At 40.1% G+C, this 22,464-nt stretch carries 23 protein-coding genes and 1 pseudogene; 5 read left to right on the plus strand and 19 right to left on the minus strand.

All coding sequences use genetic code 11. From position 1 onward, the window contains the following. Window positions 1-100 precede the first annotated feature (100 nt). The 6 genes from V7077_RS18335 to V7077_RS18360 form a co-directional block, all read right to left on the minus strand. Window positions 101-247 carry a hypothetical protein gene (locus V7077_RS18335; protein ID WP_335504559.1) on the minus strand — a complete coding sequence of 49 codons (147 nt, stop codon included), beginning with the start codon at window positions 245-247 and terminating at the stop codon, window positions 101-103. After that, entirely contained in the window at window positions 244-1,479 is a 1,236-nt protein-coding gene (locus V7077_RS18340; protein WP_335504561.1) for a tetratricopeptide repeat protein, read from the minus strand. The genes V7077_RS18335 and V7077_RS18340 overlap by 4 nt, the downstream gene beginning before the upstream one ends. 128 nt (window positions 1,480-1,607) lie before the next feature. Then, window positions 1,608-2,858: a S8 family peptidase gene (locus V7077_RS18345; RefSeq protein WP_335504563.1), complete on the minus strand. Its 1,251-nt coding sequence runs from the start codon at window positions 2,856-2,858 to the stop codon at window positions 1,608-1,610. A 152-nt stretch (window positions 2,859-3,010) separates the two neighbouring features. Next, window positions 3,011-3,949 carry a magnesium transporter CorA family protein gene (locus V7077_RS18350; protein WP_335504565.1) on the minus strand — a complete coding sequence of 313 codons (939 nt, stop codon included), beginning with the start codon at window positions 3,947-3,949 and terminating at the stop codon, window positions 3,011-3,013. Between the two features lie 223 nt (window positions 3,950-4,172). Beyond that, entirely contained in the window at window positions 4,173-5,069 is an 897-nt protein-coding gene (locus V7077_RS18355; protein WP_335504568.1) for a cation diffusion facilitator family transporter, read from the minus strand. A gap of 319 nt (window positions 5,070-5,388) precedes the next feature. Continuing rightward, window positions 5,389-5,526 carry a hypothetical protein gene (locus V7077_RS18360; protein ID WP_335504569.1) on the minus strand — a complete coding sequence of 46 codons (138 nt, stop codon included), beginning with the start codon at window positions 5,524-5,526 and terminating at the stop codon, window positions 5,389-5,391. Between the two features lie 93 nt (window positions 5,527-5,619). Here V7077_RS18360 and V7077_RS18365 point away from each other — a divergent pair, with 93 nt between their 5' ends. Next, window positions 5,620-5,826 (plus strand): YozQ family protein, encoded by a 207-nt coding sequence (locus tag V7077_RS18365; RefSeq protein ID WP_215044455.1) that lies wholly within the window; start codon window positions 5,620-5,622, stop codon window positions 5,824-5,826. A 51-nt stretch (window positions 5,827-5,877) separates the two neighbouring features. Here V7077_RS18365 and V7077_RS18370 read toward each other — a convergent pair whose 3' ends face one another. After that, window positions 5,878-6,633 carry a TraR/DksA C4-type zinc finger protein gene (locus V7077_RS18370; protein WP_335504573.1) on the minus strand — a complete coding sequence of 252 codons (756 nt, stop codon included), beginning with the start codon at window positions 6,631-6,633 and terminating at the stop codon, window positions 5,878-5,880. A gap of 227 nt (window positions 6,634-6,860) precedes the next feature. On the opposite strand from V7077_RS18370, the gene V7077_RS18375 reads away from it, so the two are divergent. Then, the gene (locus V7077_RS18375; RefSeq protein ID WP_235740971.1) at window positions 6,861-7,022 is read left to right on the plus strand and encodes a hypothetical protein; all 162 of its coding nucleotides are present in this window, start codon (window positions 6,861-6,863) and stop codon (window positions 7,020-7,022) included. Window positions 7,023-7,113: 91 nt separating this feature from the next. Next, window positions 7,114-8,487, plus strand: a complete 1,374-nt coding sequence (locus tag V7077_RS18380; protein WP_335504575.1) for an amino acid permease — start codon at window positions 7,114-7,116, stop codon at window positions 8,485-8,487. Window positions 8,488-8,602: 115 nt separating this feature from the next. Here V7077_RS18380 and V7077_RS18385 read toward each other — a convergent pair whose 3' ends face one another. The 4 genes from V7077_RS18385 to V7077_RS18400 all read right to left on the minus strand — a co-directional run bounded on the left by V7077_RS18385 (window position 8,603) and on the right by V7077_RS18400 (window position 12,500). Continuing rightward, on the minus strand, window positions 8,603-9,229 hold the full coding sequence (locus V7077_RS18385; protein ID WP_335504578.1) for a LysE family transporter: 627 nt from the start codon (window positions 9,227-9,229) through the stop codon (window positions 8,603-8,605). 130 nt (window positions 9,230-9,359) lie between these two features. Continuing rightward, window positions 9,360-10,400 (minus strand): glycosyltransferase, encoded by a 1,041-nt coding sequence (locus V7077_RS18390; protein ID WP_335504580.1) that lies wholly within the window; start codon window positions 10,398-10,400, stop codon window positions 9,360-9,362. A gap of 18 nt (window positions 10,401-10,418) precedes the next feature. Beyond that, the gene (locus V7077_RS18395; RefSeq protein WP_335504582.1) at window positions 10,419-12,095 is read right to left on the minus strand and encodes a DUF6044 family protein; all 1,677 of its coding nucleotides are present in this window, start codon (window positions 12,093-12,095) and stop codon (window positions 10,419-10,421) included. Window positions 12,096-12,335: 240 nt separating this feature from the next. Continuing rightward, on the minus strand, window positions 12,336-12,500 hold the full coding sequence (locus tag V7077_RS18400) for an aspartyl-phosphate phosphatase Spo0E family protein (RefSeq protein ID WP_335504584.1): 165 nt from the start codon (window positions 12,498-12,500) through the stop codon (window positions 12,336-12,338). 205 nt (window positions 12,501-12,705) lie between these two features. On the opposite strand from V7077_RS18400, the gene V7077_RS18405 reads away from it, so the two are divergent. Then, complete coding sequence (locus tag V7077_RS18405; protein ID WP_335504586.1) at window positions 12,706-13,692, plus strand: potassium channel family protein; 987 nt, start codon at window positions 12,706-12,708, stop codon at window positions 13,690-13,692. On the opposite strand, the gene V7077_RS18410 is transcribed toward V7077_RS18405, so the two are convergent. From V7077_RS18410 to yugI, 6 genes are all read right to left on the minus strand, one after another. Then, window positions 13,693-14,103, minus strand: coding sequence for a YugN-like family protein (locus V7077_RS18410; RefSeq protein ID WP_335504588.1), 411 nt, complete (start codon window positions 14,101-14,103; stop codon window positions 13,693-13,695). Between the two features lie 96 nt (window positions 14,104-14,199). Next, the gene (locus V7077_RS18415) at window positions 14,200-15,546 is read right to left on the minus strand and encodes a glucose-6-phosphate isomerase (protein ID WP_335504590.1); all 1,347 of its coding nucleotides are present in this window, start codon (window positions 15,544-15,546) and stop codon (window positions 14,200-14,202) included. 111 nt (window positions 15,547-15,657) lie between these two features. Then, window positions 15,658-16,821, minus strand: a complete 1,164-nt coding sequence (locus V7077_RS18420) for an iron-containing alcohol dehydrogenase (RefSeq protein ID WP_335504595.1) — start codon at window positions 16,819-16,821, stop codon at window positions 15,658-15,660. Window positions 16,822-17,188: 367 nt separating this feature from the next. Beyond that, on the minus strand, window positions 17,189-18,460 hold the full coding sequence (locus V7077_RS18425; RefSeq protein WP_335504598.1) for a Glu/Leu/Phe/Val family dehydrogenase: 1,272 nt from the start codon (window positions 18,458-18,460) through the stop codon (window positions 17,189-17,191). Between the two features lie 26 nt (window positions 18,461-18,486). Next, on the minus strand, window positions 18,487-19,686 hold the full coding sequence (locus V7077_RS18430) for an ornithine--oxo-acid transaminase (protein WP_335504600.1): 1,200 nt from the start codon (window positions 19,684-19,686) through the stop codon (window positions 18,487-18,489). 179 nt (window positions 19,687-19,865) lie between these two features. Further along, window positions 19,866-20,267: a S1 domain-containing post-transcriptional regulator GSP13 gene (gene yugI / locus V7077_RS18435; protein WP_335504602.1), complete on the minus strand. Its 402-nt coding sequence runs from the start codon at window positions 20,265-20,267 to the stop codon at window positions 19,866-19,868. Between the two features lie 217 nt (window positions 20,268-20,484). Here yugI and V7077_RS18440 point away from each other — a divergent pair. After that, window positions 20,485-20,679 (plus strand): annotated as a pseudogene (locus tag V7077_RS18440) (helix-turn-helix transcriptional regulator); the annotation flags it as partial. A gap of 207 nt (window positions 20,680-20,886) precedes the next feature. Here V7077_RS18440 and V7077_RS18445 read toward each other — a convergent pair. Further along, window positions 20,887-21,150: a DUF1871 family protein gene (locus V7077_RS18445; protein WP_335504606.1), complete on the minus strand. Its 264-nt coding sequence runs from the start codon at window positions 21,148-21,150 to the stop codon at window positions 20,887-20,889. A gap of 50 nt (window positions 21,151-21,200) precedes the next feature. Next, window positions 21,201-22,385 carry an alanyl-tRNA editing protein gene (locus V7077_RS18450; RefSeq protein WP_335504607.1) on the minus strand — a complete coding sequence of 395 codons (1,185 nt, stop codon included), beginning with the start codon at window positions 22,383-22,385 and terminating at the stop codon, window positions 21,201-21,203. Window positions 22,386-22,464: the final 79 nt, after the last annotated feature.

The raw sequence follows: 22,464 nt of genomic DNA on the forward strand, positions 1-22,464 counted from the left end.
GCCGCCTGGAGCGGAAATCAACAGCCAAATCACATACACAATTCACATATAAGAGGCTTTTTCAATGCCCTCTGAGAAATCAGGGACTTTTTCAACATTATCATACTGGAGGCAGAATAGGAGGACCTTGTGGCCCTTCGTAAGCATAGTGATGAGCAGGAGATACAGATTCGCTTTTTACCGTGTTATTGGATGCAAAAAGAACAAGGAATGAAACGGAAAGTAATAGGACAGCCATTTTTTTCATACTATTCCTCCTGTAATTTTATTGAGATAGTTTACTGCTTTGTGAACCATCCCGTTTTCATTGTAATAATCAGCAAGCATTTTATAAAAACGAGTAAGGTAGTCGATCTGCTCATTTGACTCCTCAAAATAAGGAATCACCTTTGTTTCTAAATATTTAAACGCTTTTTGCGGTGAAGCCATATGAAATAAATAAAATTCTGCCAAAAGGCGGTATTTCTTATTTCCTAACTCTTTTGATAGTGAAAAGGCATCCTGTAAGCATTTTTTAGCTTTTTCAGTCGATTTGAGTGCGAAATAAATTTCACCTATAGAATAAAGGGTAACTAAATAGTGCTGGTTTAAATTAGACTGAAGAGCCAAACTCTTTTCATAATAGAACAGTGCTTCCCTTTCATTATTCATTTTATGTTGTAAGAAGCCCATGTTATGGTAAATCTGCGGCAGCATTTTTTCTTCCTTTAACAATTCAGCATTTCGGATTAAATGCTGAAAACACCCTTCTGCTTCCTCGTAAATTTTCGAGTGAGTGTAACTAATGCCTAAGAGCATTAACGTATGCAAAATGCGTAAGAAGTTATGCTGGTTCATAAAAATCTGCAGAGCCATCTTTCCAAAATGAATGGCATGTCCTGACTGTTCTAGCGAGCTTTTTACAAGTGCCCGGTGATAAAGGAATTCGCCGCTCGTTGTATCATGTTCATTTTCTATGTACAATGTTTCAAGGATGTCATCGGCGTTTTTATGCTGTCCTTTTAAAATTAAGAATATCGCATTATAGTAGCGAAAAAAATAGCTTTCATGTTGGGAAAATTTTTTCTTTTGCTTAAATAATAAGTCCCTTTGCGACTCAGCTTCCCCAATTTGTCTTTTAAATAGGAGATAGCGATATTTCGTTAGCTCCCAAATATAAATATGTTTTGAAAATGGGGTGAGATGCTCCCTATTTTTTAATTTCTGATAAGTCTCATCCACTTCTTTAGTCAGGTAGAAATTTATTTTATTATTTACATCTCTCAGGAGATGTTTGATTTCTTCTTCCTTTTCTTCCATTTCTTCAAGGCTAATGCTGAGCCGTTCAAGTAAAAGGGCGATCGTTTCTTCATTTGCTTCTTTTGAATTGTTTTCGATTTTACTTAAATGAGGAACAGAGCATATTCCTTTTGCAAGCTCTGTTTGGGTCATTCCTCGTTGGGTTCGATAGTATTTAATCAGGGCTCCGAATTCCATCATGCCACCAGCTTGCCTTTCTTTTATTACCATTTTACTATATTAAAAAATTCACCAACAGTTATTTTTATATTATTTTTAAAAATAATATAAAACCACCCGAAAGGCAAGTTCCGGATGGCCTCATTCGTCTACTTCACTCTTGCGAACCCAAAACCTGATGCATTATCATCACCTGTAGCGGAGCTAATGCCTCCTTTAATATCATACAATTTAGCTCTATTTTGCAGCTCTGTCCGGAGTTGCAAATTAGACCATGTTGGATTTGCAGCCCAAATCTTTGCCGCAAGGCCGGAAATATGCGGCGTTGCCATGGATGTTCCACTAATGGTGTTATAGCCTCCATCCTTCCAAGTAGATTCGATTGCTCTGCCAGGTGCAGAAACCTCCACATCCCGTTCTTGAATGACATAGTCACCATCTGAAGCTGAATTACCCCGAGAAGAGAAATCTGCAATTCGATATGTTCCATTTTCCTGAACATTCTCGAGTGCAGCTACCGCCACCACATTTGGTAATGCCCCTGGGTAACCAATGGTGTTATCGGCTGAACCATCATTCCCGGCTGCTGCTACAATCAGGACACCTTTTCCATAGGCATAGTCCACAGCATCGGAAATTAACGAATCCCTAGTGCTTGATCCCAATGACATTGAAATAATGATCTTTTTCCCTGCTGCTTGATCGGCTACTTTCCGAATGGCAGCTGCAATGTCATCAGAATAGCCGCTGCCGCGATCATTTAATACTTTATAGGACCACAGCATTGCATCTGGCGCTACCCCATAAATTCCCGTTCCCGTGCCGCCATTCGCTAAAACCGTACCCGAAACATGCGTACCGTGTCCATTTCCATCCGAACAACTGTTATCTACCCATGACACCTTTATTTGAGAAAAGTCCTGACACTGTGCCACATTACTCGATAAGTCGGGATGGTTACGATTTACTCCTGTATCAAGCACAGCTACGACAATGCCGCCGCCCCCGGAAGTACTGGCAATGGCTGAATCATTATAGATGGCCTGTATTCCCCATGGAGTTCTGTCACTAGGGCCCGTCACTGTATTTCCGCCCGGTTTTGCTGCCTCCTTTACAACCGCTATTTGGACCTCAGGAATTTTTTCAATCGTTAAATTTTTGTTATGGAGCAGAGCCTGATAGCCTTGAGCATTGACGGTGGTTGTAAAGCCATTAGCTGCGAAATCCCAGCGGACACCGTAGCTTTCTTTTGCTTTCGCTTTTTCAGACGCGGGTCCTTTAATTAAAACACGGTATGTTTCATTGGAATTCAGCTGCTGACCAAATGCCCCTGTTGCAAACAAAGAGACCCCCAAGACCACACTCATAATGGTTGCACCTATGGTTTTCCTTTTTCTCATCCAAACTCCCCTTTCTAAATTGGTACAGAACAAGTCAATAGCGCTAAATTATATTCGGACCTGTCTAGCAATAGTAGAAAAAAGGGTTGGGAAAATTTTTCAAAAAGTAAAAAACACAATAAAAAAAACCAGTCTTTTAAAAGACTGGTAATCTAGAAATATTTCTTTTTCCAAAAAACAAACGCTGTTAAACTAGTTAAAAGAGCCGAAATGATTAGTGGGATGGCATACGAATGGGTAGCGTGCTGAAAAGGGATATCCACATTCATCCCATAAAAGCTAGCCACCATTGTTGGGAATGACAAGATAATCGTGATCGACGTTAAAAATTTCATGACAATGTTCAAGTTATTAGAAATAATCGAGGCAAATGCATTCATCATACCAGATAAAATTGAACGGTATGTTTCCGCCATTTCTATCGCCTGCGTTTTTTCGATAATTACGTCTTCTAATAAATCTTTGTCTTCTTCATACATTTTTAAATAATTGAAACGCAAGATTTTATCAAGCACAACCTTATTCGATTTTAAAGAAGTGGTAAAGTAAACTAAACTTTTCTCTAAGGCAAGAAAGGCATACAGTTCTTTATTTTTTAATGATTGGTGTATTTCACGTTCGATGTCGTTTGTTTTCTTATTAATAAGCTTAAGATAACGAAGATAATAAGACGAAATCACAAACAATAATTGCAGGGCAAAGCGTGTTTTTTTAAACGTATAAAAATCTTTTACACGATTTTTCCTGAATTCCTCAATAATTGGTGAATCCTTTAAAGAAACCGTAATAATATTATCCTCTGTTAAAATGATGCCAATCGGAATGGTTTCATACACAGAAAGACCTGAATCATCTTGGACAATATAGGGAAAGTCAACGATAATATAAACCCGGCCGTCATCCCGTTCAATCCTCGGACGTTCTTCATCATCCAGCGCATCTTTAATAATATCGACATCCACCTGAGCATCGATTGAAACCTTATTAATTTCTTCTGCCGTTGGGGCATACATATTCACCCAGCAGCCTTTTGAGACTGCGTCCACCTGTTCAAGAACCCTTGTATCGGTGCTTTTGAAAATTTCTAACATGTCAAAACCTCCTCTGATACTTTAGTCGAGGAAGCCAACAACCTTTTGAAGAGTTGATATTCTGATCTTCAATTTAATCAATTCTAAGATTATATTGACTTCCCCCCGCCTACTTGGGTCCGGGTCTACGGAATAACTCAAAAATATCAACTCCCTTTTCTTTTATATCCTATCCTATCATAAACCGAAATGCCTCAAAGTACAAAGGAGTTTTTTACAGGAATTATTTGTCTTCAGGAAAATAAGGATTTAAATGGATTAATACTTCACGAATATTATCATTTTGGTCCATGAGGGCCCCTTTAATGGATTTGGCTAAATCATGCCCCTGTTTAATGGTTTTAAAGTGATCGATTGCAATCCGGATATCCACTAATACATAATGGCCATGCTCTCTCGCTCTTACTCGGTCGATCCTTTTTACCTCTGGAAAATTCTTTATTACCGCTATGTATTCCTGTAAAATTTCTGAATCGATATTACGCTCTAATAAAATATCAAACGCTTCGGTTAACATTTCTTTCGCAATTTTAAAAATTAAATAAGCCACAAAAACGCTGGCAGCCTTATCACCGTAAAGTAATAAGTGAATATCCAGCCGGCTTCCGATGACAGATAGAAGCACCCCAATTGCTGCTGCAATAGAAGCAACAATATCCGCCTTATGATCGAAAGCAATCGCTTCAATCGCTTTACTATGATTCTCATTCGCCACTTTTAGTGAACTTCGATATAAGATGATTTTCGTTATAAATGAAAAAAGAGCCACCCACATTGCTAACAGATTTGGCGATTCTACCTCATGAAAGAAACCACTGATTCCTTCGTAAGCCACGTAAACGGCCACTAAGAGAAGGAGAATCCCAATGATTTCTGATACAATAACCTCGGCCTTTCCATGACCATATGGATGTTCCTTATCGGCCGGTTTATTAGCAATCTTAATCACAAGCAAAACAATCACAGATGCAAAGACATCTGCCGCCGAGTGAATACCATCTGCAAAGACCGCATCACTATTCCCGTACCAGCCAATGACAATCTTCCCTATTGTCAGAATCACGTTACTTATCACACTTATCCAGGCTACTTTCTTAGCCAGAGCTTCTCTCAGTACCATATTGAAACCACCTTTAAATTTAGAAAAGCGCAAGCGCCTTGGTCAGCCCCGACAAGCATAAGACGAGCCGGCCGAAAGGTTGCTTTTTAACCTTTTGGACGGATTGGCTGTAGACCATCGAGGGGCTAGGCGCTGGAGCTAGACAGTTCTCGTCTACTTAAAACGTCAATTGAACCCGTTTTTGCTGACTTTGACCTGTTTCCTTGTTAAGTATTAGCAGATTTGCCTCAAGAATCATATCAAACAGAACCTAGATGGGTCCAGAGAAAAACTCTTGCCCTCCTCAAGCAATGTTGGAGTAGGGCAAAATAAAATGACCCTACTCTTCAGGATCCTCTTTTTCCTGCTTTTGCATCTCCACTTCTTCCACAACTGAAATCCAGTTGATTTGATCATGGAGATAATGGAAGGCCTGATCTAACTCCTCACGTGATGGAAATTCATTTTTTTGTTTCATCGTCATTCTCCTTTCAAAAATTTCTAGAGTAATAAATGTAAAATAAGAAAAAATACGGTTGTACCATTAATCCAAAAAAGGGAGGTTACAAAGGTGGAACATAAGAAAGCAAACCCTAAAAAAGAACTTGCGGGAAGTTTTTATCATCCAAGCTACTACACTGAAAGCGACGACCTATCCTCTGGCATTGCTACTTCTCATGAGCAAGTAAGCGACACCTATGCTGAAGGCGAAATCGGGGCCGTCATTGATGATGTGAATGGAAAGGATATTCCGATCCCTAGAAAAGGTTTTGAATAAGTTTTAAGCAGGAAAACAGCTCTCAATTGAAAGCTGTTTTCTTTTTTGTCATCATTTATCATCGTCAACATATGGATCATGTTCAAAAGCAGGCAAATCACCAAAACTTGTCATGATCCCTTCTTCGTCAAGGGCATCCTCGTATTTTTCATGCTGTGCATTTGGATAAACGGTTATATTCTGTCCATACATATCATTGCCAACAAAGTTTTCATAGTCCTCTACATAGCCAATACTCTCTTCAGATTCATTATAGGTGTCATTATAATGGTCTTTAGGAAAAGCTAAATCAGATGGTGTATCAGAGGTTCCCCACTCTGCTACTGCCTGCCAGGAATCCTCCGCATCAAAAGCCACATTTTCATCCGATTCGTCCATATCAAATTTACCAAAGGGAGGCATTAGGACTCCTTCTTCAATTGGGCGGTCATGGGAAGTCACTTGGTCCGGACTATGCTCAATACAATACGTCGTATTTGGCAAAGCTTCCAATCTTTCCGTCGGGATTTCCTTTCCACATACCTCGCACTTTCCGTAGGTTCCTTGTTCCATTGCCTCTAGGGCATGATTGATGTTTCCTAATTGAAGTTTATAGTGCTCTAGCAAGGCGTTATCTTTTTCACGCTCATATAGTTCAGTTGCATCGTCAGCGGGATGGTTATCGTAACTGGATAGCTCTCCCATCGATTCGTGATCGTGACCGCGCTCAAATCCCAAATGATCGTTCTGGTCGAAATGTTCCTCCAGTTCACTTTTTTCCTTTAACAATTGTAGCCTTAACTCCGCTAACTGCTGTGTTGATAACATGTGAAAAACCCCTTTCACTAAACGCAATTTCACCATCTATTTACCCATCAACGTTTTTATTTAATCGTTCCTTTATATTTTCATTTTTTTTAGGGTGGTTTATGTAAAGAAAATTTAATTCCAGTAAATTTCCCAATAGTTTTTTGAAGGATCAATCGAATAAGTTTCAGGTGGTCGTGTATCTTAAGAATGATAAAGCAAAATGAAGAGAAAAGAGGAGATTTAGTGTGGTTAATGAAAACTTTGATCAATTTAGGAAAGTTGAGCTCAAACACCAGGGAAAATATCTAGGAAGTGACAAAAATCAACAGCCTGGTCTTAATGATCGTGAATATAATAATCAATCTAATACAGATAAATCACCGGGTGCAACTGGCCGTGACCTATAAATAGCACACTTCACAGAAGGAAAATAAAGGCTGGGGAGATCATTCTTTAGCCTTTTTAACAGCGGCTATGATCGATGCAAAGGAGAATATAATGAGTAAATCCAAATCAGGTGCAGAAGAAAAAAACAATATGAAATGGTGGCAGCTATCCCTTTTTGGAGTGGGATGTACGATTGGGACAGGCTTTTTCCTTGGCTCTGGGCTTGCTATTAAGATGGCAGGACCCGCTATTTTACTTGCGTTTTTAATGGCTGCGCTGGGTACTTATTTTGTCTATGATGCCTTGTCTAAAATGACGGCAAAACAGCCCTTAAAAGGTGGTTTCAGATCCTATGCCAAGAAGGCCTATGGGCGATGGGCCGGATTTAGCAGCGGCTGGGTTTATTGGTCGTCAGAAGTGCTGATTATGGGGAGTCAATTGACCGCACTGTCAATCTTTTCACGCTTCTGGTTTCCAAACATTCCATTATGGATATTTACCGCTATTTATGCGGTTTTGGGATTAACAATTATTTTAATAGGAGTAAAAGTGTTAAACAGGCTCGAAAACATTTTGGCCATTCTAAAAATTTCAGCGATTACCATGTTTATCGTGATTGCTTTATTAGCTCTTTTTGGGGTCATTGAGGGCAATCGTCCGATCCAGTTTCCAAATAGCAGCAATGAATTGATCCCACATGGGACAATCGGTTTATGGTCTGCTGTTATTTTTGCCTTTTATGCTTTTGGCGGAATCGAAATCTTAGGTTTAATGGCCACAAAGCTTAAGGATCCAAGTGAAGCACCAAAGGCCGGAAAAGTCATGCTGTTTACACTCATGATTATTTATGTATTATCGATTGGCTTGGCAGTCATTATTTGTTCCTGGAATCAATTCAATACAAAGGAAAGTACCTTTGTCGTTGCTTTAAATGCATACCATCTGCCTTTTATCCCTCATTTCTTTAATGCTACGCTGATTATTGCCGGTTTTTCTACCATGACAGCCTCGTTATATGGTGTCACAAGCGTACTGGAAACCTTGGGCGAAGAAGAAGACGCTCCTGCTTGCTTTGCGAAAAAAGGAAAGCTAAAGGTGCCATTATGGACTTTAATCATTACCATGCTTGGAATCACTGCATCGATTGTCTCTGCCCTGGTACTTCCGGATAAAATTTATGAGTGGGTTACAACGGCGGCAGGATTAATGCTTCTTTATAATTGGCTTTTTATTCTTGCATCCTCTCGAAAAATTTTAGCGTTAAAGCGCAAGGAAAAAATTATGTATACAATAGGAGCCCTCTTTATTTTGGTTGCGGTTAGCGGAACATTATTTCATGGTACGAGCAGACCAGGCTTCTTTATTAGTTTAGCCTTTATTGGAGTCATAGGGATTATCACCTTAATCCTGAGTTTCAAGTGGAAAAAGGAGAAGAAAAAGGAAAAAAGCAAGAGTAAAGTACTAAAGCCTTGGCCTACGGCATAAGAAAAGCGGAAGCGGCCGTCGAAGTATGGACTGGATCTGGACAATTCTTTAAAGTCAAATCTTATATAATTCTTTTGAAATAAAAAAGTCAGCTATTCAAGAGCTGACTTTTTTGTTATCCAAACATATTATGAAATGCTTGCATGCCAAAATAAATACCAAAACCAACCAAAGAAATTCCTGATAGACACGATATTACGATTAGTAAGTGGGAGGTTAAGAACTTGCGGGCACTGCTTGCCACACCTGCCATCATGATATCCCAGGTCAATAGGCCGATAAAGATGGCACTGCTATAAAGAATTAATTGGCTTGTATCATAGGTAGCCGCTGTTTTCGCAAGGACCGATCCATAAATCCCTAACCAGAAAAGGATGGTCAATGGATTGGATATGGACATTAAGAAACCGGAAAAAAACGATTTATAAAGCGGTTCTTTACCTCTAGCATTTTGCAAATTGATTTTTCCAGCATTCATAAATGTTTCAATCCCCGTATACATTAACACAAAGCAGCCAAAGAACCACAGGAAGGTTTGCATAAATGCGGTCTCTAGGAATTGAACCACCCCTACGTACACCACAAGCATATAGATCCCATCTGCTAAAACGGCTCCGACCCCAATCAGCCACGAGTGCATAAAGCCATTTCTAATTCCACGATCAATTTGGGCTGCATTAATCGGTCCGATTGGAGCGGCTAGCGATAATCCCAAAAGTATATAACTTAAAAATACATTCATTAATACCTCTCCCCCCAAAGCAATGGATAGATGCCTGTCTATCCATGTTTATTCAGCAGGAGAGGGTTGTACAACTAAAAAAACAAAAAAAGAGCTTCCCCTTATTCTTAAGGAAAGCCCAACGGAAAACTCACTGATTGGTTTCTGATACCTTTCTTAAATCAAAACTAAATCCTCCCTCTTCCCCAGTCTGATTAAGTAAATGGTGCCTCGGCTTAGGTAAAGAATAGGAATCAATTTCCACAATATATTTAGGCCTCTGCTTGGTTTCCTTATAGATTTTTCCGACATATTCACCAATTAAGCCGATCGCAATCAACTGCAGGCCGCCAATTAACCAGATCGAGGTAATTAGGGACGTCCATCCAGTTAAGGTTGTACCAAAAAATTTGAGAAATAAGAAATATCCGCCAAAAAGCAAACTCATGAAAAAGGATACGAATCCGATTATTAATACAAAACGGATAGGAGAAACAGAAAAGGATGTAATTCCATCGAAGGCAAACCCAAGCATCTTTTTTAAAGGGTATTTTGTTTCTCCCGCCTGTCGTTGTAAACGGTCATAATAAACCACATCGGAGCGAAAACCTAGCATTGGAACAATACCTCTTAAAAATAAATTAACCTCATTGAACCGTTCGAGTTCCTGCACGGCACGTTTGCTTAACAGCCGGAAATCAGCATGATTATAGACAAGGTCTACGCCCATTTTTTTCATTAGTTTGTAAAATCCTTGTGCGCTGCTTCGTTTAAAGAATGTATCCGACTCCCGCCCTTTGCGGACGCCATAAACAATTTCAAAGCCCTGATGGAACTTGACGATAAATTCCCGAATCACCCGGATATCGTCCTGGAGGTCCGCATCAATTGATATCACACAATCAGAATGCTCCTTTGCAGTAAATAGCCCGGCCAACAGGGCATTTTGATGGCCGACATTCCGTGATAACTTTAGGCCGCGGACAAAGTTGTTCCGCAGCCCCTCCTTATATATCAGCTCCCATGTGCGATCTTTACTACCGTCATCAACAAGTAAGATTATACTTTGCGTCGAGACAAGCGCTTCAGCGATTAACTCTTGTAACTGTCCCTCGAGCTGCCGAATGGTTTCTGGCAACACCTCTTGTTCGTTATAGCATGGTACAACAATTGTAAGGACTGGTTCTATCATTTGTACTACCCCCGCTGTCTACATTGTTTTGTATAAATAAATCTTCCAAGCTGAATTTTTTGAATAAAACACTCTTTCAAGGAAAAGCTTGTTCTGCTGAGCATTATCAATCGGAATCGCCGAGAAGATATAACGGCCGCCCATCTCTTTGAACACTTCCGTATTTAGCTGAAGATTTTTTAAGTGACGTTTTGAATCCTTTTTGATCATATATCTTTTCCCAAGCTGGGCTGTAAAAAGATAGCAGCGCCCGCCCCACTTGTCATAGTATTTTTGGATCGTTTTATTTTTTTCTAATTCCTTTGCAATGATCTTCCTAAATTGATGTTTATAGCTTAATGGATAAAAATTATTATAGGTATCAATGGTGTAAAAGCCATTAAATTGGGAAACAGCAGGATGGATACCGATACTGGCGACGCGATATTCTTCCGGGTTATCCCCGATGTAATCCTTAATCTCGGCAAACAAGTCTTCTGCAAAAAACTCCTTAACCGTTGGCTTTTCCCGATAAATAATTTCATCATTCAATAATCCTAAAAAAGCAATTTGAAAAATGACCAGCCATTTCGCTATTTTCAGCCCATCAAGACTGTGTCCGGCAATAATTTTTAAGGCGAGGGCAAAGCTAGCATAAATCACCATCGGTCTTAAAAAATGGTAACGGGCAAAGTTAAAAGTATCGATAAAGTGAAAGACCTTTGTTAAGGGCAGCCAGCCCTCATAAAACCAAAAGGCATACCATAATGATAGTACGATATTCAATCCGAATAAAAAGACGTACGGCCTTTCCTGTTCCCAAAGTTTTTTGGTAATCACGATGTACATCGCCATAAAGGTTGCCGGTAAAATAATAAGGGTATGTACGGTCATTACATGGGTGTGTCCCAGTAAGTAGTTTTTCAGAAAAAGCCTAACCGCTCCCCAAAAGGGAAGATGAGCATGGAAGTATTCATCCCGGCTATTAGGTTCGGAGGAAAACATAAACGAATAAATCAATCTGTACTCCACCAGCATAAAAATTCCAGTCATATAACCAATCGCAAATACAAAGCGCAGGTTCCATCCCTTCCCCCGAAAACAATCCCACAGCCAGAAAACGCCCATCGCACTGAGAAAAAAGAAAAAGCCTAATACAATGCTTGCATATAAAGGAATTAAGGTAAGGACAAGATAGTCCTTCCACGTATCCTGGTGCTTTCGAATGTTCAGAAATGCCCAAAGGGCTAATGGCATCCCTAATGTGCTCAGCATTCCAGACGGCCAAAAAGGAGTTAATGCAAAAGCAAGAGCACTGCCGACTTTTATGACAAGCCATTTATTACTTGGCATTAGATGATCTTTAAGCAACAAATACATACCAAAGAACGCAACAATCCTTGTCAGTGCCTGGCTAATCCCGTAGGCAATCATGGTTGGGAAAAGTGCATATAACCAGACAATCACACTATATTCCGTACCAAAGGCATTTCTCGATAATTGTCCATTGATAATTTGCGGAATGACCGCATTTACGCTGCCAAACATTTCTCCACTTCTTGCTAATACCTTATACCAGGCTAAATTTGAGTCCAAATTATCATGAACCCGGATATGGGCATTTTCCTGCAAAATGAATAACGGAGAGAGATAGACCGCAATCACAATTAAAGCGAAAAGGATTAAGCTGCGCTCCTTTTTCGTTTCAATAACCACACTATTACACCCCTATGTTCTAGAGTTCTTCTATTTTAAAATTTACAGTAGGGATGAAAATTATTCCAAAAAAACAAAAAAAGCGGAGGCGCCTTGGACAGGGTCGAGAAGGCTACAAACGAGCTGGCGGGAAGGCTGCTTTAGCCTTCTTGACGGATTGTCTTAGACCTAAGAGCCCCTATGCGCTGCAGCTAAACAAATAAAAAAACCTCCCAATTACTTGGAAGGTTCTAGTCTCAATTATCTTTTTATTAAATTACTGTGATAAACATTTAATAGTGAATCGAGTTTCTGGCTGCATTTGACTACACTGGGATTAGAATATCCAAATTGATGTGCTAAATGAATCATTTCCAATCTCGTACTTTCAATAGTTGATAATAGGGATTCAATTCTAATTTCCATAAGTCAACCCTCTCTTCACATTATGACTATAATCATGCTATTAATGATAATTTATAAGTTTTTTTAGGAGAATACAAGTAGGTTTTCTACATTATTTTTCAACATTTTGTGAACATTGGCCTATTCTCTGAAATCATCGAGAAAGATTATGAGACTTACTATTTTTGACCATAATACTAACGAGTACAGAAACGAGGTGCCACTTATGCCAAACAGAGTTTATATCGGCTTTTTACGTTTGCCGCTTTTAGTCCGTATCCTAATGATTGCTTTATTGGTGTTTCTATCATTCGGGATATCCATACACTTTTTAGAGCCCGACACCTTTCCAACAATCTTTGATGGGATTTGGTGGGCCATTATTACGGCATCTACTGTTGGATATGGTGATTATGTGCCACACTCATTCTTTGGAAGATTAACGGCCTTACTGTTGATTCTATTTGGGGTGGCTTTTGTCTCCTCCTATTTTGGGACATTAGCTGCGGCGGCTGTTACCAAACAAGATGCCCTTTCTGAGGGGAAAATCGCTTTTAAAGGGAAAGGTCATATGATCATCATTGGCTGGAATGAGCGCTCAAAAGAATTAATCCATAAGCTTACTAGTGAAAATAAGCAACAAATGATCGTCTTAATTGATGAAACACTCGAAGCAAATCCTGTTAAATCAAGATACGTCCATTTTATCCAAGGGAAAGGCCATGTAGATGATACGATTGTAAAAAGTGATATTGAAAATGCGGAAAAAGTACTCATTACGGCTGACCGGGGGAACGATGAACTTCAAGCAGATATGAATAGCATCTTAACATTACTCACCATTAAGGGCCTATGCTCTCAAGTAAAATGTATTATTGAAATTTTGACCGCTGAACAAGTAGTCAACGCAAAGCGGGCTGGAGCAGATGAGGTTATTCAATCTAATAAGTTAACAAGCGTCTTCATGATTAATAGTCTTCATTCAAAAGGGGACGGACTATTGTTGAACGTTATTAACCAGCTGCAGGAAAGCAGGCTAATTGCTAGGCCTGTCAAAGAAACGGATATCGGGAGGAATTTCCGGGAATTAGGTATTAATCTGATGGAGGATGGCTTGTTATTAATCGGATTAAAAAGGGGGGATGACACGATACTTAACCCCCCGCACTCGTTTGAAATTAAAGAACATGATCAATTATTAACATTTAGGTAGTTATTCGATGGATAAGAGGACGTTTTCTAATTCAGCCACTAATCTTTTTCCTCGATCGACATATTGAGCAGGAATATCTGCATCTTTATCAATAGGTGCTTGAAATTGATTTAAGGAAGCTGAAAAATTACCAGTATCACCGTGCTCATCAATTCCATATTCGTATTGATGGGCTAGAAGAAAGGGCCGGCCCATCTCGACGGTACAACCTCTTGTATCCAGTTCGCCATCGACTGCAGTAAACGGCAACCTTAGAAACTGATAACTTTCTTCGTCATTGAGTTTATAGTCGAATGCACCATGATCATAATCCCAATTACCGCCAATCGTATAGCCGATTGGTTTTAATTTTTGCTCCAGCTTATACAGTTCAAATTGTTTTCCTTCTACTTTGGATTGTATTTCTAGCATAAAACTTCCCCCCTTTTGGATAGCGTTAGTTTCCCCAAACAAAAGAGTGCTGATGCAAAAATGGCATCAGCACTCTTTATATTTTAATTATTTTATTTAAAGACGTTTTTCAAGTTCAGCTTTCTTTTCTTCAAAGCCCGGTTTTCCTAATAAAGCAAACATGTTGACCTTGTAAGCTTCAACACCTGGCTGGTCAAATGGATTCACACCAAGAAGGTATCCGCTCATCGCACATGCTTTTTCAAAGAAATAAACAAGGTAACCAAATGAATATTCGTCCATTTCAGGGATGGAGACAATTAAGTTTGGCACACCGCCATCTGTGTGGGCAAGCATTGTTCCTTCAAAAGCTTTGTTGTTCACAAAGTCGATGGTTTTTCCTTCTAGATAGTTAAGACCATCTAAGTCATTTTCAAAGGCTTCAATGGTTAGCTCATGGCGAGGCTTGTCTACTTTAACAATCGTTTCAAATAAATCACGTCGTCCTTCTTGAACATATTGTCCTAATGAGTGAAGGTCAGTTGAGTAGTTGGCTGAAGATGGATAAATCCCTTTTTGGTCTTTCCCTTCACTTTCACCAAACAATTGCTTCCACCATTCATTGAAGTACTGTAATCCTGGTTCATAGTTAATCAGCATTTCAATCGTTTTGCCTTTATTGTAAAGAATATTTCTTACAGCGGCATATTGGTAGGCTTGGTTCTCTTCGATTTCAGACTGACTGAAATCATTTTGTGCCTGGCGGGCACCTTCCATCATCTTGTCGATATCTGCACCAGATACAGCAATTGGCAATAGACCTACAGCAGTTAAAACAGAGTAGCGTCCGCCGACATCATCTGGAATCACAAAGGACTCATAGCCTTCTTCAGTTGCTAATGTTTTAAGAGCGCCTCTTGCTTTGTCAGTAGTTGCGTAGATGCGCTTACGAGCTTCCTCTACACCGTATTTCTCTTCTAGAATCTTACGGAAAATACGGAAGGCAATGGCTGGCTCTGTTGTGGTTCCTGATTTTGAGATGACGTTAATAGAAAAATCTTTGCCATCAAGCAAGTCGATTACATCGCGCATATAAGTAGAACTAATGCTGTTTCCAACAAAAATAATTTGTGGATTGCTGCGTTTTTCTTGTGGAAGTGCATTGTAAAAGCTGTGAGACAGCATATCAATGGCAGCTCTTGCACCAAGATATGATCCGCCAATTCCGATTACAAGCAATACATCTGAATCAGATTTAATCTTCTCTGCAGATTTTTGAATCCGTGAGAATTCTTCTTTATCATAGTTTGTTGGAAGCTCGATCCAGCCTCTAAAGTCACTTCCAGCTCCTGTTCCCTCATGTAGGGAATGATGGGCTACTTTAACAGCATCGCGTAAATATGTAATTTCATGTTCTCCAAAAAAGGAGAGGGCCTTCGAGTAATCAAAACGAACGTGTGTCATGTAGTGATCCTCCATTATTTTATTTTCAGTTATCACTTTACCTAAGCTTGGGTAAATAATCAAGGAACCCAAGCTTATGAAAACGTATCCATTTTCGACAATTTACTACTTTTATAAAGAAGCACGATAAATGGCTAGTACGTCGTCACGGTTTAGCTTTTTAAAGTTACCAAATTCACCATTCACCATCGCACGGTCAGCCATAAGCTCAAGCTTACTGTCATCAATATCATAATCTGCTAGACGAGCAGGTGCCTCAATGCTGTTCCAGAATTCACGCAGCTTACGGATTCCTTCTAAGCCCGCTTCTTCTGCTGTCTTGCCTTCCGGATTAACGCCAAACACTCTTACAGCCAGCTGCTTAAAACGCTCAGGTTTTACACTTAGGTTATGCTCCATCCAGTGTGGGAAAAGAATTGCTAAGCCGCCTCCATGTGGAATATCATAAACTGCCGATACGGCATGTTCTAGGTTGTGGGTTGCCCAGTCACCCCGGTATCCCATGTTAACCATACCGTTTAATGCCATTGTGCCGGCATAAAGAATCGTAGCACGGTGTTCATAGTTTTCAAGGTCTGCCAGTAACTTAGGAGCTGTTTCCATTACGGTAATCAGCAGTGATTCACACATACGGTCTTGAAACTGTGTATTTTCTTCCAGATGGAAGTAATGTTCAAACACATGGGACATCATATCAACCATGCCATAAATGGTTTGGTTTCTAGGAACGGTAAAAGTATTTACCGGATCAAGGATGGAGAATTTAGGGAATGTCACAGCACTTCCCCAACCGTATTTTTCATTGGTTTCCCAATTGGTAATAACAGAACCTGAATTCATTTCAGATCCAGTCGCTGCAAGTGTAAGAACCGTTCCAAACGGCAAAGCTTCACGGGCAAAAGCTTTTTTAACGACGATATCCCAAGGATCTCCATCATATTTAGCACCTGCGGCAATCAGTTTGGTACAGTCAATGACACTGCCGCCTCCGACTGCTAAAAGAAATTCTATTCCTTCTTGTTTACAGATTTCCACACCTTTTCTTGCGGTTGAAATACGCGGATTTGGTTCTACTCCGGAAAGTTCAAAAACCTGTGCTCCTATTTCATCCAAGATGCTGGTAACTTGATTATAAAGGCCGCTTTTTTTAATACTGCCCCCGCCATAAACAAGCAACACTTTTTTTCCGTATTGCGGAATTTCAGTTTTTAATTGTTCAAGCTGGCCTTTTCCAAAAATTAATTTTGTTGGATTTAAAAATGTAAAGTTCTCCACTGCTAAACACCTTCCTTTTCATTAACTATTATTATTTATTATGTTTCATTTTGCAAAAAAACTGGTTTGAGACCTTCCTGGGCTTCTGGGGTTGTGACCTCTTCTAATCTGTCGCAGCAGCTGCTTTCCTTCTCCTTCAGGGGTTATGAACCCTTCTTATCTGTCGCAGCAGCTGCTTTCCTTCTCCTTCAGGGGTTATGAACCCTTCTTATCTGTCGGAGCTGCTGCTTCCTTTCTCCTTCAGGGGTTATGAACCTTCCTTATCTGTTGTAGTACCCGTTTTCCTATAAAACAAAATTCTCCATGTAATATTCTTTACTTACTCACACAAAAAATCCCTGTATCATTTTCATGATACAGGGATTTTTTAAACCCAGCCTCTAAAAAGACATGCCTCAGCCAGCTTTTTGACGCCTACCATATAGGCTGCTAACCGCATATTAATATTGCGGCTTTGTGCAAGCTCATAAATACGATCGAAGGATTGGACGATTTTTTCACGCAGTTTCGATTCAAGTTCTTCTTCTTCCCAGTAAAGACCCTGGTTGTTTTGAACCCATTCTAAATAGGATACTGACACACTGCCGGCTCCCGCCAGTACATCTGGAATTAACAAAATATCCCGCTCAGAGAGTATAGCTGTCGCCTCCAGTGTTGTTGGTCCACTAGCTGCCTCTACCACTATTTTTGCCTTAATATTATAGGCATTTTCAGCCGTTATTTGATTAGCGATGGCTGCCGGCACTAAAATATCACAATCCTTTAAAAGAAGCTCTTCGTTTGGCATCACACGATCAAAGAGTGTCGTTATCGTTCCAAAGCTATCCCGGCGATCGAGAAGATAATTGATATCTAAACCATCTGGATCATAGAGTGCACCATAAACATCGGATATACCGATTATGATTGCACCCGCTTCATGTAAGAACTTGGAGACATATCCACCGGCATTACCAAATCCCTGGACAATCACCCGCGCTCCTTTAAGAGAAAGTCCACGCCGCTTGGCCGCTTCCTCAATACAAATGGTTATCCCTTTTGCTCCTGCCTTTTCCGAGCCCCTAGACCCTCCGAGTGCCAAAGGTTTACCTGTAATAAAGCCAGGAGAGTCGTTTTGCCGGAGACGGCTGTACTCATCATACATCCAAGCGATAATTTGCGAATTCGTGTAAAGCTCGGGAGAAGGGATATCTTTCGTTGGTCCTACCATTTGGCTAATGGCGCGGACATACCCGCGGCTTAACCGCTCTAGCTCTCCAAAAGACATAGTACGTGGATTACAAATAATCCCGCCCTTGCCGCCGCCAAATGGCAGGTCACATATTCCGCACTTTATGCTCATCCACATCGATAAAGCTTTTACTTCATCTTCAGTTACTTTTGGATGGAAGCGAATTCCTCCCATCGTGGGCCCGACTGCATCACTATGCTGGGCACGGAAGCCTTTAAAGACCTTGGTGGAACCATCATCCATTCGAACAGGAATTCTGACGGTGACTGATTTCAATGGTTCTTCTAAAAGATGAAACATATCCTGATGATAGCCGAGCTTTTTTAAGGCATCATGTATTACTATTTTTGTTGATGTAAGAAGATTTAAATCATCTGCAGCCACTGTATCCTCATCAATCGTCACCATGTTGGCACCCCTAGTTATTTTCGTGATTATCCAAGTACTTTGTTAATCCGTTCAAGAGCCCAGTCTAATTCTTCTTTTGTGATGACCAGAGGCGGCGCAAAACGAATGACTGTTTCATGTGTTTCTTTGCATAACAAACCATATTCTTTAAGTTTTTCACAATAATTTCGGGCTGATTCTGTCAATTCAACTCCAATAAATAAACCTCGGCCGCGAACTTCCTTTATCTTTGGATTGTTGATGGCTTTCAATTTATTGATAAAGTATTCCCCAAGCTCTAATGATTTTTCGGCAAGCTTTTCGTCAACAAGAACATCAAGCGCCGCTATTGAAACAGCGCAGGCCATTGGATTTCCCCCAAAAGTTGAACCATGCGATCCCGGATTGAATACGCCTAAAATCTCTTTATTGGCAACTACACAAGAAATTGGGAAGACGCCGCCGCCAAGGGCTTTACCGAGGATATACATATCTGGTTCGATCCCTTCCCACTCACAAGCAAACATTTTGCCAGTTCGTGCTAACCCCGCTTGAATTTCATCGGCAATAAAAAGGACATTGTTTTCTCTGCAAACATCGAATGCCGTCTTCATAAATCCTTCAGGTGGAATGATGATTCCAGCTTCCCCCTGGATTGGTTCAATTAAAAAAGCGGCCGTGTTTGGAGTAATGGCTGCTTTGAGCGCATCTATATCTCCATATGGTATTAACTTAATTCCAGGAAGCATGGGCCCAAACCCGCGCTTATATTCAGCATCAGACGATAAGGAGACTGCTGTCATCGTTCTTCCATGAAAGTTCCCTGCACAAGCGATGATTTCAGCTTGGTCTTCGGCTACGCCTTTGACATCGTAGCTCCAGCGTCTAGCTGCCTTAACAGCTGTCTCAACCGCCTCTGCACCCGTATTCATGGGCAGTACCATGTCTTTGTTCGTCAATTGGCAGACTTTTTCGTACCATGGACCCAGCTGGTCGTTGTGAAAGGCCCGAGAAGTTAATGTAACCTTATCTGCTTGGTCTTTTAATGCTTGGACAATCTTCGGGTGGCGGTGACCCTGGTTAAGGGCAGAATAGGCACTTAGCATATCCATGTATTTGTTGCCCTCAGGATCTTCCACCCAAACCCCCTCAGCGCTTGATATCACGATTGGCAGGGGATGATAATTATGGGCACCATACTTCTCTGTTTGCTCAATCAATTTACTTGAGCTGTTTTTAGGATCCATGTTATTTCCTCCATTTGTTTTGACTTTTATGTATAGATACTTCTATTGTAGCCGAGGTCTTCACAAGAATGAACATTTTTTAAAGTATTTTTTTCATAAGGCTTACATTCCTATATTTCCAATAAAATAAGCCTGGTTCAAACTAGAGAAATTAGTTTAGAACCAGGCTTATGGTTTACTTACTTTTTAATTAGATCTTCGCGTGAAGATTGGTCAATCCACTCTTGCAGCTTATCTTTTAAGGTATTAAAACCTTGTTGTCCTTCAGCTTCAGGAATGATAGCTGCAGCAGTACGTTTGCGAGGTTTCTTCGGCTTAGCAGCCTGTTGTACAGGTGCTTCTTCAGTAGCACGGATTGAAAGGCCAATTTTACCAGCGGCTTCATCAATTGATAAGACTTTAACGTTAATTTCATCTCCAACTTTTAGATGCTCATTGATATCTTTTACATATCCGTGCGTGATTTCAGAAATATGAACAAGACCTTGTGTATTTTCATCTAATGCAACAAACGCTCCGTATGGTTGAATCCCGGTTACCTTACCTGTTAAAACACTTCCAACTTCAATTCTTTCTGTCATGAAAACACTCCTAGATAAATATTTATTTTTCCATTATATACGCATTAAAATATTATATCATAAACAATGACTATAATCAAAAACCTTTCCAAATTAGATAGAATGTTGAGCTGCTAGTTAAAAAACTTAACATAACGTTCATGAATGCATAAGGAGTGAGGACAAATTCCATGATATAATAATAGAGAATAAATATTTTTAAGATGAGGTGAAAGGTATGAATCCAATTGGGCAAGCCATTAAAATGGGACGTGAAATGCATAATATGACTCAAGAAGAACTAGCTCAAAAGATTAGAGTTGGAACGCAGACAATTGCAAAATATGAATCTGGGGAACAAATTCCAAGTAATCAAACAATCTTAAAATTATCAACTGTTCTAGATATACCTGCATCAGAACTATTCCAGCAAAACACCTCAGTGAATCCTTAAGTATTAATTTTTAAAAACGGTATATTTTGCCGTTTTTTTATTTTGGTCTTTTTCACTGTATAAAAATGGAGAAACTGGAAAAACTTTAATTATAAGCTTTCTAGTATTCCCCCCTTTTTGAGAGGACAATCCATCAGGTTGTCCTCTTTTTTTATTTTTTATTAGTCCTGATCCTTCGAGAAGTGCTTACAAGGAGCAAGATTGATTGGCTTTAATCATCAATAAATCTATGGCGATGCGCCGACATTCATCGATTGAGATTATTTTTTCAAATGAAAACTCATAAATAGCTTGGATACGCTTTGCTAACTTCAAGGGGTCATCCAGTTCATGAACTGCTTGGGTGGTGTCAGCAATCTCTGGATCATAATCGCCATTTTCTAAGTGGAAAGGATCCCATTGATTCAAGACATCTACATATTGTAAGTTGATCTGTACCTCTTCGCGCATCTTTCTCCTCCATCCTTTTATCTGAACTTTTTCGCCATAATGGTTCGGATTTACTTTACTATGGTTACCAGCTTATCTAGGATTTGCTCACCTGTCAGAAGGGCTTCTCCGCCACCTTGGGCAAATGAATCATTGCCGCCGCCTTTACCCTCGATCAGCGGCAAAATTTCACCAATCAGCTTCTTCATATTCTCCGTTCTTGCTTTCCCTCTTGCACAGACCATTTGCAGCCGAGTCCCATCCGTAGCAACAAAAAATACGAGACTGTTATCATAAGCTGATACAATCATCCGTGCAAGCTTTTGAATCTCTTGGATTGTCCTGTTCTCAAAAACCTTTGTAATCACGGTCTGATCCCGGTCTGCCAATTCTTTCGCTTCATATTGAAGTAAGGATTCTTTTGCCTGTTCAAGTGCTTGGGTTAGTTGTTTCTCATTTTCTAACAAACGGATGACAGCCTGCTCCATGTCTTTTTCTGGTGCATTCAGGAGATTGGTTAATTGCAGTAACACGTTTTGTTTCTCCCCAAGCTTTCGGATTACTCGTAAGCCGCAGGCAAATTGAATCCTGGTATTTTTTCGTTGTTTTTCCCAATCTAAAATTTTAACAGCACTTACCTCACCGGTTGCTTTTGGATGTGTTCCGCCGCAGCCATTATAGTCAAAGTCGGGGATGATCACAAGTCGGATATCTTCTTTTACCTTTGTCTCTTTCCTTAAATTATATTGGGACAATTCTGCCTCTGTAACCCATTTTGTTTCAATGCGGCGGTTCTCAAGAATGATGTTGTTCGCAAGCTCTTCGGCTTTTGAGGCTTCTTCTTTTGTTAATTCTTCCGTCGCTAAGTCAATAGTCAGGTTTTCGTCTCCCATATGGAACCCAACCGTTTTATAGCCAAATAAATGGTCAAAAGCAGCCGATAAGATATGCTGTCCTGCATGCTGCTGCATATGATCGAATCTTCTTTCCCAATCAATGGTACAAGTTACATCAGATTCTGCCAGCTCTATTGGCGACTCTAAATAGTGTCGAATTTCACCATTCACTTCTTCAACATTAAGAACCGCACTGTCTGCAATTTGACCGGTATCATGCGGCTGCCCGCCTCCGGTTGGATAAAAGGCCGTTTGGTTAAGGACTACATAATTTTTGCCGGTTTCATCGTTTCCCTGCTTGAGTATACGTGCAGAAAAGGTTTGTATGTACGCATCCTGATAATATAGTTTACCTTGCATTAGACACACCCCGTCATGTTTTTGAATGTATTCATTGTCTTAAAATACGGTAATGAAATCAAGCAAAAAAGAAGACCTG

This window comes from Neobacillus vireti (assembly GCF_036962465.1).
Classification (GTDB): Bacteria; Bacillota; Bacilli; order Bacillales; family Cytobacillaceae; genus Neobacillus; species Neobacillus vireti_B.

Coding starts and splice junctions, on each gene's coding strand:
- V7077_RS18335 (WP_335504559.1), bottom strand. CDS start 247: ATGAAAAAAATGGCTGTCCTATTACTTTCCGTTTCATTCCTTGTTCTT.
- V7077_RS18340 (WP_335504561.1), bottom strand. CDS start 1,479: ATGATGGAATTCGGAGCCCTGATTAAATACTATCGAACCCAACGAGGA.
- V7077_RS18345 (WP_335504563.1), bottom strand. CDS start 2,858: ATGAGAAAAAGGAAAACCATAGGTGCAACCATTATGAGTGTGGTCTTG.
- V7077_RS18350 (WP_335504565.1), bottom strand. CDS start 3,949: ATGTTAGAAATTTTCAAAAGCACCGATACAAGGGTTCTTGAACAGGTG.
- V7077_RS18355 (WP_335504568.1), bottom strand. CDS start 5,069: ATGGTACTGAGAGAAGCTCTGGCTAAGAAAGTAGCCTGGATAAGTGTG.
- V7077_RS18360 (WP_335504569.1), bottom strand. CDS start 5,526: ATGAAACAAAAAAATGAATTTCCATCACGTGAGGAGTTAGATCAGGCC.
- V7077_RS18370 (WP_335504573.1), bottom strand. CDS start 6,633: ATGTTATCAACACAGCAGTTAGCGGAGTTAAGGCTACAATTGTTAAAG.
- V7077_RS18380 (WP_335504575.1), top strand. CDS start 7,114: ATGAGTAAATCCAAATCAGGTGCAGAAGAAAAAAACAATATGAAATGG.
- V7077_RS18385 (WP_335504578.1), bottom strand. CDS start 9,229: ATGAATGTATTTTTAAGTTATATACTTTTGGGATTATCGCTAGCCGCT.
- V7077_RS18390 (WP_335504580.1), bottom strand. CDS start 10,400: ATGATAGAACCAGTCCTTACAATTGTTGTACCATGCTATAACGAACAA.
- V7077_RS18400 (WP_335504584.1), bottom strand. CDS start 12,500: ATGGAAATTAGAATTGAATCCCTATTATCAACTATTGAAAGTACGAGA.
- V7077_RS18405 (WP_335504586.1), top strand. CDS start 12,706: ATGCCAAACAGAGTTTATATCGGCTTTTTACGTTTGCCGCTTTTAGTC.
- V7077_RS18410 (WP_335504588.1), bottom strand. CDS start 14,103: ATGCTAGAAATACAATCCAAAGTAGAAGGAAAACAATTTGAACTGTAT.
- V7077_RS18415 (WP_335504590.1), bottom strand. CDS start 15,546: ATGACACACGTTCGTTTTGATTACTCGAAGGCCCTCTCCTTTTTTGGA.
- V7077_RS18425 (WP_335504598.1), bottom strand. CDS start 18,460: ATGGTGACGATTGATGAGGATACAGTGGCTGCAGATGATTTAAATCTT.
- V7077_RS18430 (WP_335504600.1), bottom strand. CDS start 19,686: ATGGATCCTAAAAACAGCTCAAGTAAATTGATTGAGCAAACAGAGAAG.
- yugI (WP_335504602.1), bottom strand. CDS start 20,267: ATGACAGAAAGAATTGAAGTTGGAAGTGTTTTAACAGGTAAGGTAACC.
- V7077_RS18445 (WP_335504606.1), bottom strand. CDS start 21,150: ATGCGCGAAGAGGTACAGATCAACTTACAATATGTAGATGTCTTGAAT.
- V7077_RS18450 (WP_335504607.1), bottom strand. CDS start 22,385: ATGCAAGGTAAACTATATTATCAGGATGCGTACATACAAACCTTTTCT.